Origin of the sequence: Idiomarina sp. H2 (assembly GCF_004364275.1) — a bacterium.
Taxonomy (GTDB): Bacteria; Pseudomonadota; Gammaproteobacteria; order Enterobacterales; family Alteromonadaceae; genus Idiomarina; species Idiomarina loihiensis.
The window spans coordinates 309,904-320,137 of record NZ_SNZY01000004.1 but is presented as its reverse complement, the minus strand read 5'-3'; the positions used below and the strand labels follow the sequence as shown (position 1 = coordinate 320,137).

The 10,234-nt window shown below is 46.1% G+C and carries 12 protein-coding genes; 6 read left to right on the top strand and 6 right to left on the bottom strand.

From position 1 onward, the window contains the following. The first annotated feature begins 198 nt into the window (after window positions 1–198). Entirely contained in the window at window positions 199–1,299 is a 1,101-nt protein-coding gene (gene trmA / locus DET62_RS07515) for a tRNA (uridine(54)-C5)-methyltransferase TrmA (protein WP_016341401.1), read from the top strand. Here the strand turns inward: trmA and DET62_RS07510 are convergent. The 3 genes from DET62_RS07510 to efp all read right to left on the bottom strand — a co-directional run bounded on the left by DET62_RS07510 (window position 1,296) and on the right by efp (window position 3,356). Beyond that, the gene (locus tag DET62_RS07510; protein WP_011235500.1) at window positions 1,296–1,700 is read right to left on the bottom strand and encodes a MerC domain-containing protein; all 405 of its coding nucleotides are present in this window, start codon (window positions 1,698–1,700) and stop codon (window positions 1,296–1,298) included. The two genes, trmA and DET62_RS07510, sit on opposite strands and share 4 nt — an antisense overlap. A 102-nt stretch (window positions 1,701–1,802) precedes the next feature. After that, window positions 1,803–2,780 carry an EF-P lysine aminoacylase EpmA gene (gene epmA / locus DET62_RS07505; protein WP_110013375.1) on the bottom strand — a complete coding sequence of 326 codons (978 nt, stop codon included), beginning with the start codon at window positions 2,778–2,780 and terminating at the stop codon, window positions 1,803–1,805. 6 nt (window positions 2,781–2,786) lie between these two features. Continuing rightward, window positions 2,787–3,356 (bottom strand): elongation factor P, encoded by a 570-nt coding sequence (efp, locus tag DET62_RS07500; RefSeq protein WP_011235502.1) that lies wholly within the window; start codon window positions 3,354–3,356, stop codon window positions 2,787–2,789. A 108-nt stretch (window positions 3,357–3,464) separates the two neighbouring features. Between efp and epmB the strand changes: the two genes are divergently transcribed. After that, the gene (gene epmB / locus DET62_RS07495; RefSeq protein ID WP_110013376.1) at window positions 3,465–4,511 is read left to right on the top strand and encodes an EF-P beta-lysylation protein EpmB; all 1,047 of its coding nucleotides are present in this window, start codon (window positions 3,465–3,467) and stop codon (window positions 4,509–4,511) included. Then, complete coding sequence (priC, locus tag DET62_RS07490) at window positions 4,508–4,828, top strand: primosomal replication protein PriC (protein WP_011235504.1); 321 nt, start codon at window positions 4,508–4,510, stop codon at window positions 4,826–4,828. Before epmB ends, priC begins: the two co-directional genes overlap by 4 nt. Here priC and DET62_RS07485 read toward each other — a convergent pair. The 3 genes from DET62_RS07485 to DET62_RS07475 form a co-directional block, all read right to left on the bottom strand. Beyond that, window positions 4,809–5,315 carry a DUF3016 domain-containing protein gene (locus tag DET62_RS07485; protein WP_011235505.1) on the bottom strand — a complete coding sequence of 169 codons (507 nt, stop codon included), beginning with the start codon at window positions 5,313–5,315 and terminating at the stop codon, window positions 4,809–4,811. The genes priC and DET62_RS07485 overlap by 20 nt on opposite strands. A 124-nt stretch (window positions 5,316–5,439) precedes the next feature. Next, a complete protein-coding gene (gene groL, locus DET62_RS07480; RefSeq protein ID WP_011235506.1) occupies window positions 5,440–7,086 on the bottom strand; it encodes a chaperonin GroEL in 1,647 nt (548 codons plus the stop codon). 57 nt (window positions 7,087–7,143) lie between these two features. After that, a complete protein-coding gene (locus tag DET62_RS07475) occupies window positions 7,144–7,434 on the bottom strand; it encodes a co-chaperone GroES (RefSeq protein ID WP_011235507.1) in 291 nt (96 codons plus the stop codon). A gap of 164 nt (window positions 7,435–7,598) precedes the next feature. Here DET62_RS07475 and cutA point away from each other — a divergent pair, with 164 nt between their 5' ends. The 3 genes from cutA (at window position 7,599) to aroQ (ending at window position 10,225) form a co-directional block, all read left to right on the top strand. Then, window positions 7,599–7,919 carry a divalent-cation tolerance protein CutA gene (gene cutA / locus DET62_RS07470; protein WP_110013377.1) on the top strand — a complete coding sequence of 107 codons (321 nt, stop codon included), beginning with the start codon at window positions 7,599–7,601 and terminating at the stop codon, window positions 7,917–7,919. Beyond that, window positions 7,916–9,622 (top strand): protein-disulfide reductase DsbD, encoded by a 1,707-nt coding sequence (locus DET62_RS07465; protein ID WP_110013378.1) that lies wholly within the window; start codon window positions 7,916–7,918, stop codon window positions 9,620–9,622. The genes cutA and DET62_RS07465 overlap by 4 nt, the downstream gene beginning before the upstream one ends. A 144-nt stretch (window positions 9,623–9,766) precedes the next feature. Continuing rightward, window positions 9,767–10,225 carry a type II 3-dehydroquinate dehydratase gene (gene aroQ, locus DET62_RS07460; protein WP_011235510.1) on the top strand — a complete coding sequence of 153 codons (459 nt, stop codon included), beginning with the start codon at window positions 9,767–9,769 and terminating at the stop codon, window positions 10,223–10,225. Window positions 10,226–10,234: the final 9 nt, after the last annotated feature.

Here is a 10,234-nt window from a genome sequence, read left to right as displayed (position 1 = left end):
AACGTGGAGCGCATTTTAGAGATTTAACTCGTCCCGTCAAGCGCTTTTAGCACCTTTCTAACTGTTTTTTTACTGACTGCGTAAAGTTTCAGCAAATGTGATCAAATCCAACATAAATAAAGGGCGTTGGCACATAAAGGCATTGATGCGTAAAATAGAAGCCTGACTAATTACTGGCAAATATGGCGTAACCTCATAATGACTTACAAACGAATCGATACATCTGAATACCCACAACAACTCGCACAGAAGGCAGACCGGGTTAGAGAGATGTTTCGTCCTTTTCACCTTAATGAAGTGGAAGTGTTTGAATCGCCCGCCAGTCACTACAGAATGCGTGCTGAGTTTCGAGTTTGGCACGAAGGCGATGACTTATACTACATTATGTTTAACCCTGAGACGCGTGAAAAAATCCGCATGAATGAATTCATACCAGGGAGCCTGCTTATTAATGAACTAATGAAAGAGCTTATTAGTTTATTAAAGCCGAATGATGTTTTACGTCGCAAACTGTTTCAAGTGGATTTCCTGACTACCACCACCGGTGAAGCCATTATCTCTTTACTCTATCATCGCCCTTTAGATGACCAATGGGAACAGGAAGCCATCCAACTTCGCGAAGCGCTGACCTCTATAGCTAAGGTTGAAGTTATAGGAAGAGCTCGTAAGCAAAAACGCGTGTTATATAAAGAAAGCGTCACTGAAGAAGTTAAGGTTGATGGAAAAAGCTATCTGTCTCTACAAACCGAGAACAGCTTCACTCAGCCAAATGCCATTATTAATCAGCAAATGATCAGTTGGGCTAAACGCCACGCAGGCAACAATTCGCATGACTTATTAGAGCTCTACTGCGGCAACGGCAATTTTACCTTACCGCTGGCTGAGAACTTTAATCGCGTTTTAGCTACTGAAATTAGCAAAAGTTCTGTTGCGGCGGCTCGCGAGAACGCAGAATTGAACAATATTAAAAATGTCACCGTTGTTCGTATGTCTGCGGAGGAGTTTAGTGCAGCGTTAAGTGGAGAGCTGGAATCTAAACGGGCGGCTGATGCTGAGATTCACAGTTTTGATTGTCAAACCGTATTGGTTGATCCACCCAGAGCGGGTTTAGATAAAGACACGTTGAAGCTGGTGTCTCAGTATCAAAGAATAATTTATATTTCCTGTAACCCGGAAACTTTGACAGAGAACATTCATGATTTATCCAGTAGCCATAAAGTGACTGCAGCGGCAATGTTCGATCAGTTTCCCTACACAGACCACATTGAAACGGGCGTTGTTCTGGAAAGGAAGAGTTAACCTTGAACGGGCTCTTCAGCCACCGAGGAAAAATTAAGCTTGCGGCTTAAGCGAAGGTTCGAGACATGGGCATAAATAATGAGACCGGCACCAAATAGAATAATGACAGGTTCACCCCAGTGTCCCAGAATATCGCGTTGAGAATAGATAAATGCTCCTAGCAGTAACAATGACAGCAGGTGCCATTTACCGTGCTTCCGCGCACCACTAATAAGAGATAATAGCCCGATAACAACACTGAAGCCTAAAATGGTGTTTTCCAATAGGTCTTCGCCGATAAAGGCTAAACCCGCCATAGCTAGCAACGGCAGAATAACAGGCAGCAATAAGCAATGAATCGCACACAAAGTGGTGACCCAAATTCCTGCTTTATCCAAATTTTTGGATGCTGTTGCTGACATACTAGAAACGACCTTCTGCATAAACCTAAGCTGTAATATTATAACATACGAAAAGAATAGCCAAGGGAGATCAGAAAAAATTGTTTTCTCAGGCGAGACTGATCAAGCAGTTTGAATAGAAAAAGGCAGCACTTCGGTGATTGATTTCGCCCCACAGGCAATCATTAGCAGCCGATCGAACCCTAGTGCTACGCCGGAACACGCGGGGAATCCCGACTCTAACGCCGCCAATAAACGAGTATCTTCGGGTTGTGTGGGCAAATTCAGCTGTTTACGTCGTTGATTATCCTGGCTAAAGCGCAGGCGTTGTTCTGCTGGATCAGCAAGCTCATTATAACCATTGGCCAATTCCACTCCCTGATAATAAAACTCAAATCTTCTGGAGACGCGCGGATTATGCCGGTCAATTTTGGCCAAAGCAGCTTGCGACTTTGGAAACTCGGTAACGCAAACCGGTATTTCCGCGGGAAATTTGGCTTCTATTAACTCTGAAAATGCCACTTGAAGAATGGTATTTTCATCGTCTTCTTTTGACATCCAGTCCGTTAAAGCGGGTTGTTCAATAAGCTCTTGTCTGATGTTTTCAACACCGCAAGTCGTCAAAGGGTCTTCGCCAAGGTAATCAAGAAAACACTGCTGGTAGGTGATGACTTTAGTTTCCGGCGCGTCACAGACTTCAGTCAGCAGCTCTGAAACTTCAGCAATTAGCTGAATATCGTCGTACCCAACCCGGTACCACTCAAGTAAAGTAAATTCCGGATTATGGAAGCGCCCTATTTCGTCATCGCGCACCACATGGCTCAATTGATAAATATCTTTTCCATAGGCTGCAAGAATTCGCTTCATGGCGTATTCGGGAGAGGTCTGCAAATAGAGTGTTCTATTTCCTGAAGCCAGCGGATACTTGAATTCCGTGGTGAGATTATTCAGATGACAATCGGTTACCCCAAACTGGGACAACAAATGCGTATCGACTTCGGTTACTTTCCTTTCATAAAAAAACTGGCGGACTTGCCGCATGAAATCAGCGCGTTTAACAAGCACTGACCAATCTGCTGCTGGCCGCCAGTCGGTCGTCATATCTATTTACTTTTGAACGCGGGAAACGTATTCGCCCGAGCGAGTGTCCACTTTGATCACTTCGCCAATTTGTACAAATAACGGAACACGAACAACCGCACCTGTACTCAGAGTGGCAGGTTTACCGCCAGTACCGGCAGTATCACCTTTAAGTCCAGGGTCAGTTTCAGTAATTTCCAATTCAACAAAGTTTGGCGGCTGCACATTAATTGGCTTCCCTTCCCACAGAGTCAGAGTACAAACATCTTGTTCGACAAGCCATTTCTCCGCTTCGCCTACCGCCTTCTCGTCGGCAGGAACTTGCTCAAAGGTTTCGTTATTCATAAAGTGCCAGAATTCACCATCGTTATAAAGATAAGACAGTTCCAACTCAATAACATCAGCGCCTTCAACGGATTCGCCCGACTTGAAGGTTTTCTCAACCACTTTACCGCTGATTAATTTGCGAATTTTAACGCGGTTAAAGGCCTGACCTTTACCGGGCTTAACCATTTCATTTTCAACGATCGAGCATGGCTCGCCGTCCTGCATTATTTTTAAACCACCTTTAAATTCACTCGTACTATAATTCGCCATAACAAGACTTTCCTTTGTAAATGCCTGATCATTTGCGCGCAATAATAAAACAAATAGCGACTTTTTTCAGGTAAAATATGGAGTATTTGCAGCAGTCGCGGAGGCGTAGTGCCTGAGCCAGCGTATCCTATCTCTATAAATGATCGTCCTGACTGGCAGTTTGAGCTGAAACAAGCCTATACCCAGCCAGAAGAACTGCTACGCGCACTCAAACTCGATCCCGCATTATTTAGTGAGGATATCAAAGCCCGTAAGCTCTTTGCTATGCGCGTACCAAAGCCTTTTGTTGCGCAAATGCAAGTTGGAGACTCTAACGATCCATTATTACGTCAGGTGCTCCCCTTGCACAACGAATTTGAGTCAGAGCCCGGTTACAGCACCGACCCTCTGCAAGAACAGCAAGGCCCCGTAAATGGTCTTCTGCACAAGTATAAAAGCCGAGTATTGTTGATACTGCAAGGCGGTTGCGCAGTCAATTGCCGTTATTGCTTTCGGCGTCACTTTCCTTACGACGAATTAACCTTCAGCAAACGCCAACTAACGGAGACACTGGAGTACATCCGACAACACCCGGAAATTAATGAGGTGATTCTGAGCGGCGGCGACCCTCTAATGGCAAAGGACGAGCGGCTTAAAGGGTTGATTAACGAATTTGAATTATTACCCCAACTCACCCGTTTACGTATTCATAGCCGGTTGCCAGTCGTGATACCCTCCCGCCTGACGCATAAGCTTAAAGAAGTGCTCAGCAACAGTCGTTTGCAAAGCGTCTTAGTGCTTCATGCGAATCATGCAAATGAGATTTCTCCTGAGTTAGCCGAGGCACTCGATGACTGGCACCACGCGGGTATCCATTTACTGAACCAGAGCGTCTTGCTCAGCGGAGTAAATGATAATTTAACCGCGCTTACCGAGCTGAGTGAAACGTTATTTAGTGCCCGGGTTATGCCCTACTATTTGCACCAGTTGGACAAAGTTGAAGGCGCCAGCCATTTCGCCGTTAGTGACGAGAAAGCACAGGCCTTGTGGCAAAAAATGACTCATGAATTGCCTGGGTTTCTGGTTCCTCGTCTGGTCAGAGAGGAAGCTGGCGAGCTCAGTAAAACCGCTATCATGCCGGACGGCACTAATACATTAACAGAGGAAAAACTATGAGCGATAACCTGGAAAGTGTAGAAAGCAAACTGCAGGATCATCTTCAGCAACTGTATCGTCAAGTTATTGATGCAGACCAGTACCTTGACGATCTGCGTCAACAAGGCAAAGCCAAGTTCCAGGGCGTTTTCGCCGAGCAAACGGTATTTGAAAGCACAGGCAACCGTTTTCAGCCCTACCTTAATGAAATTGCTGCCAACTTTGAAAAATGGCAGCAGGACAAAGAAAACGAGCAGCAGTTACAGTTACTGGTCCAACAATTACAGTTAATGACTGAAACTCTCGCTCGTCTTAAAGCTATTCGTCAGGCTGGTTAACAAAGGTTTCTTCGAACCACTGAGTCAGCATCTGCTTTTCAAAATATAAGTCATCCCGTCTCATCCGTGATGCCAGGCTGTCGTAATTAAACCCCATATTTTTTACGTGAGCCTGGCCTTCCTTTACAGCTTCTCCGGAATTACTCATTAAACGATAATCAAATTCCATTCTAGGGAAGTCAATTTCCCGAACAATGCGCACGTAATTTGAACTCGAGCGTCCAAATGTCGGTTCAACCCGGCCGGTTAAATCAACGTCTGTTACGGTAATTTCCAGCTTCTGATCTTCAGGAAGCTTTGCCGCCAACTCCTGAAAATGCTCAGTCAGCTTATCCATCACCTTTTTCTGGTACCGATCACGTAAGCCATCGGCCGGTCGAATATCTGTGTAACTATCAACATCTTTCCAGGAAACTTCAGCCGTACCAGCATATGCTGTAAAGCTACAGGCTAATAACGCCGCTCCCACTATACCTTGAACACGCATGCTATCTTCCTCCCATACAATCGCCAAGGGTGTCATCTCTAGGTTAGAACACAAATAATGAAAAAAATTCCATAAAAAAAGGGGAGCCATCAAGGCTCCCCTTTTCAAAAGTGCGTTAGGAGGCTTACATCATGCCGCCCATACCGCCCATTCCACCCATGTCGCCGCCAGGCATGCCGCCTGCGTTGTCATCTTGTGGAATGTCAGCAATCATCGCTTCAGTGGTGATCATCAGTGCGCCAACAGATGCTGCGAACTGAAGTGCCGAACGGGTTACTTTGGTTGGATCCAGAATCCCCATTTCCAGCATATCGCCGTAAGTGTCGTTACCGGCGTTGTAACCATAGTTACCTTCGCCAGCACGTACGTTGTTAGCAACCACAGAACCTTCGGCACCAGCGTTCATTGCGATTTGACGCAACGGTGCTTCCATCGCACGCAGGGCTAAACGGATACCAACGTTCTGTTCTTCGTTGTCACCACGCAGTTCTGCCAGTTTGCTCGCAGCGCGAACCAGAGCAACACCACCACCAGGTACCACGCCTTCTTCAACAGCGGCACGAGTTGCATGCAACGCATCTTCAACGCGCGCTTTTTTCTCTTTCATTTCCATTTCAGTAGCAGCGCCGACTTTAATCACCGCAACACCGCCAGCTAACTTAGCCAGACGCTCTTGCAGTTTTTCACGGTCGTAGTCAGACGTCGTGTCTTCCATCTGCTGCTTGATTTGGTTAACGCGACCGTCGATAGCGGTATCGTCGCCATTACCGTCAACAACTGTTGTGTTGTCTTTAGTAATAACAACGCGTTTCGCAGTACCTAAGTCTTCCAGCTGAGTTTTTTCCAGCTCCATACCAATTTCTTCAGAAACCACAGTACCGCCAGTCAGAACAGCAATGTCCTGCAGCATCGCTTTACGACGGTCGCCAAAGCCTGGTGCTTTAACCGCAGCAACTTTAACGATGCCACGCATGTTATTTACAACCAGAGTTGCCAGCGCTTCGCCTTCAACGTCTTCAGCAATAATCAGCAGAGGTTTACCGGCTTTAGAAACACCTTCTAATACCGGCAGTAACTCGCGGATATTAGAGATTTTCTTATCAATCAGAAGAATGAACGGGTTGTCTAATTCAACCGAACCGCTTTCCTGATTGTTAATGAAGTAAGGAGACAAGTAGCCACGGTCAAACTGCATACCTTCAACAACGTCCAGCTCGTCAGTCAGTGCCTGACCTTCTTCAACGGTGATAACACCTTCCTGGCCTACTTTGTCCATTGCCTGAGCAATGATTTCGCCAATAGTGTGATCAGCGTTTGCAGAAATAGTCGCTACCTGAGCAATGGCTTTGCTGTCGGCACAAGGCTGAGAAATTTTCTTCAGCTCTTCAACTGCAGCGATAACCGCTTTGTCGATACCGCGCTTAAGATCCATCGGGTTCATGCCTGCGGCCACTGACTTCAAGCCTTCGTTAACAATAGCTTGAGCCAGAACGGTTGCGGTTGTTGTACCGTCACCCGCTTCGTCATTTGCTTTAGACGCCACTTCTTTAACCATCTGCGCGCCCATGTTCTCGAACTTATCTTCCAGCTCGATTTCTTTCGCAACAGACACACCGTCTTTGGTGATAACAGGAGAACCGTAAGACTTATCTAATACAACGTTGCGACCTTTTGGACCCAGCGTCACTTTTACTGAATCAGCAAGAATGTTAACGCCTTTCAGCATTTTTTGACGTGCTGTGTTACCAAATTTGACTTCTTTAGCTGCCATTTTTGCTTTCCTCTTAAATTCGTTTAGTCGGTTGTGCTAGTAAGCGTTTCTGACGTCTTATTCTTCAACAGCCAGAATGTCGCTTTCGCTCATGATTAAGTACTCTTCACCGTCAATTTTCTCGGTTTTAACACCGTAGCCTTCATTGAACAGCACTTTGTCACCAGCTTTTACGTCTAGTGCACGTACCTCACCGTTATCCAGAATGCGGCCTTTGCCTACTGCTACGATTTCACCGCGAGTAGATTTTTCTGCCGCAGAACCAGTCAGAACAATGCCACCAGCCGATTTCGCTTCGACTTCGGTGCGCTTAATAATGACTCGATCGTGTAAAGGACGAAGTTTCATTGTTGATAACTCCTCAACCTATTGTTGTTAGTGGTTAATACCCCTAAGGGGCGGATAAAAATGTGTGTGCACATTAAATGGGGGAGGAATTTTTGTTATCAAGGGGGAAGCCCAAAAATTTTTATGCTAATTTGCAAAACTGACAGGCACTATAGGGAGGTTCTATGACTCAGCAACCACAATTGATTTTATGCACCACAGACAGTTCTGACTCGGCTAAACAGCTGGCTCGTTCTCTGCTCGAAAAAAAGCTCGTGGCCTGCGTCAACATAGTGCCTAATATGACCTCTATTTACTCCTGGCAGGGCGAATTGCATGAAGACCAGGAGTGGCTTTTACTGATAAAATCGACTGCGGAACGTTTCAGTGACATAAAAAATACCATCAGTGCTATTCACCCTTACGATTCTCCAGAATTAATAAGCATCAATATTGAAGATGGTTTACCCGATTATCTGACGTGGATACAGGACTCAGTTAAATGATACAAAGATTCATCACATGTCTCGCAGCCTTAACTCTGGTTTTTGCCGTCGTTGCGCCAGCACATAGTGTGCAGTCGAATCCATTCCAGCAGAACAATCAGTTTTTATCGGTAGACCAGGCTTTTGATTTCGACAGCGAAGTTAATGACAGCAAAGTGACGGTTAGTTGGGTTGTCGCTCCCGAGTACTATTTGTATCAACACCGCTTTAAGGTGGTTCCCGAAAATGCATTAGCAGCAGAACCCGAACTCCCGCAAGGCGAGTCTCACAGCGATGAGTTTTTTGGTGAATCGATTGTGTATCGCGACTACGTTGAGTGGTCTTTTACCCTTAACCCGGAATTTTCCGGCAACACCATTACCGTTCAGTATCAGGGCTGCGCAGATGCGGGGCTGTGTTACCCGCCCACCGAAAAGCAGATTAAACTCTCCAGTAATAGTGAGACAAGCTCCACCACCGCACCGCCAAACACCGACAGCAGCCTGTTCGGTATAGGTGAACAGCATTTAATCATTACATTGTTACTCTTTTTTGCTTTGGGTATTGGCTTAGCTTTTACCCCCTGCGTGTTTCCTATGTACCCCATTTTATCCGGCGTTGTGCTGGGCAACCGTGAACGTAACTGGAAAAACACACTTTGGCTTTCCTTTATATACGTTCAGGGTATGGCCATTACCTATTCTTTATTAGGCCTGGTTGTGGCATCAGCGGGTATGCAGTATCAGGCTTACTTTCAGCATCCGGTGGTGTTAATCGTTCTGGCAGCGTTGTTCGCTCTTTTTGCTTTGAGTATGTTCGGAGCTTATACGCTGCAGCTTCCTATTAGCTGGCAGTCAAAACTGCAAAGCTTTAGCGGCCAGCAAAGCGGAGGCAATGTCGTTGGCGTCTTTATTATCGGCGCTATTTCCGGCCTGGTAGCATCGCCCTGTACCACAGCTCCCTTGTCAGGGGCGTTACTCTTTATTGCGCAATCGGGCGATATGGTAAGCGGCGTCGCTATTCTTTACGCATTAAGCCTGGGTATGGGCGTGCCGCTTATTCTATTCGGCTTAAGTGGCGGCAAGCTTCTGCCCAAAGCCGGCGCGTGGATGAACGTGGTTAAGCAGTTCTTCGGTTGGCTGTTATTGGCAGTTACCTTATTCTTAATTGAGCGCCTTATTCCGACCAGTATTAGCATGTGGCTGTGGATTTTTTACTTTATTCTCGCCGCCGTATCTCTGGCTGTTTCGATAAGCCAGCCGCTTCGGATCACCACGAAAGTTATCACTATTGTACTCTTAGCAGCGGCGGCTACTACAGGCAGTTACTGGCAGGTTAATAAAGCGCAACTGGAACAAAAAAGTCACGGCCTTTTTACTGTTGTTAGTAATGTCAGCGACATACAACAACAAGTAGCAGAAAGTGACCGATGGGTAATGCTAGACCTTTATGCGGACTGGTGCGTGGCCTGCAAGGAATTCGAGCAGTACACCTTTTCAGATGAGCAGGTTCAGGCGCAGTTTCAGGAGTTTAAACTCATTCAGGCCGATGTTACCCGCAATAACGCGCAAGACGTTGAGATTCTGAGTCGCTACAAGGTGCTGGGGCTACCCACCATTCTGTTCTTTGACCCTGAAGGCAACGAACGCCCTGAATACCGGGTTACCGGTTATATGAACGCTGAGGATTTCAAAAAGCATCTGGAAAAGATAGTTTCCGAGTAAACTTGTGCCTAAATGCTCTGATAAGACCAGTAAAGTGCTGCAATCTTGCTTTTTTTCCCTATAATACTGTTGTTATAGGAACCCAAACTGAAAGTTGTGGTCACTTTTAATAGTTTCCGTAACTTCACAGCAAATGGCGGCACAATGGCAGAACGTTTTAAAATATTAGTGCTCAATGGCCCGAATCTAAATTTACTGGGGCAGCGTGAACCAGAGCTTTATGGTAAGCAAAGCCTGGATGATATCGCTGATTCGCTGGGAGCCATTGCTAAACAACACGCAACAGCACTAGATTTCCGTCAGTCCAATGCTGAACACCAGTTAATTGACTGGATCCAGCAAGCCGCCAAAGACTCCGTAGATTATATCGTGATTAATCCGGCAGCCTACGCACACACCAGCGTGGCATTACGCGATGCGTTATTGGCTGTGAAAATCCCTTTTATTGAAGTGCACCTTTCCAATATTTATCGCCGTGAGAGCTTCCGCCACCATTCGTATTTGGCGGACGTGGCTGACGGTGTTATCTGCGGGCTTGGAGCCCGTGGTTATGAATACGCATTACAAGCAGCTTTAACTACATTGAACAACACAGATAACTAAAGGTAGACG